The following is a 226-nucleotide window of genomic DNA, read 5'->3' on the forward strand; positions in this document are numbered from 1 at the left end:
CTGGGTTTGGACGAGGCCGCCTTGGTGGGGGATGCCGGCTCCGGAGACGGGGGTGGGCATGTTGAGTAGGACCTGGCGGGATTCGTAGGGTCCCCAGGGGCTGGTGGAGCGCAGCACGTATTGGCCGTTGGCGGGTCGGGTGACCCAGATGTAGTAGTAGTTGCCGCGTTTGTAGAAGCGGGAGCCTTCGAGGGTGCCGATGTTGGAGGGGGTGGAGAAGACTTGT

At 64.2% G+C, this 226-nt stretch carries 1 pseudogene; it reads right to left on the bottom strand.

Annotation, left to right across the window (positions count from 1 at the left end):
* Window positions 1-226: pseudogene (locus ACXN5W_RS30435) on the bottom strand (glycoside hydrolase); the annotation flags it as partial.

It is taken from the genome of Plantactinospora sp. A48, assembly GCF_055793945.1.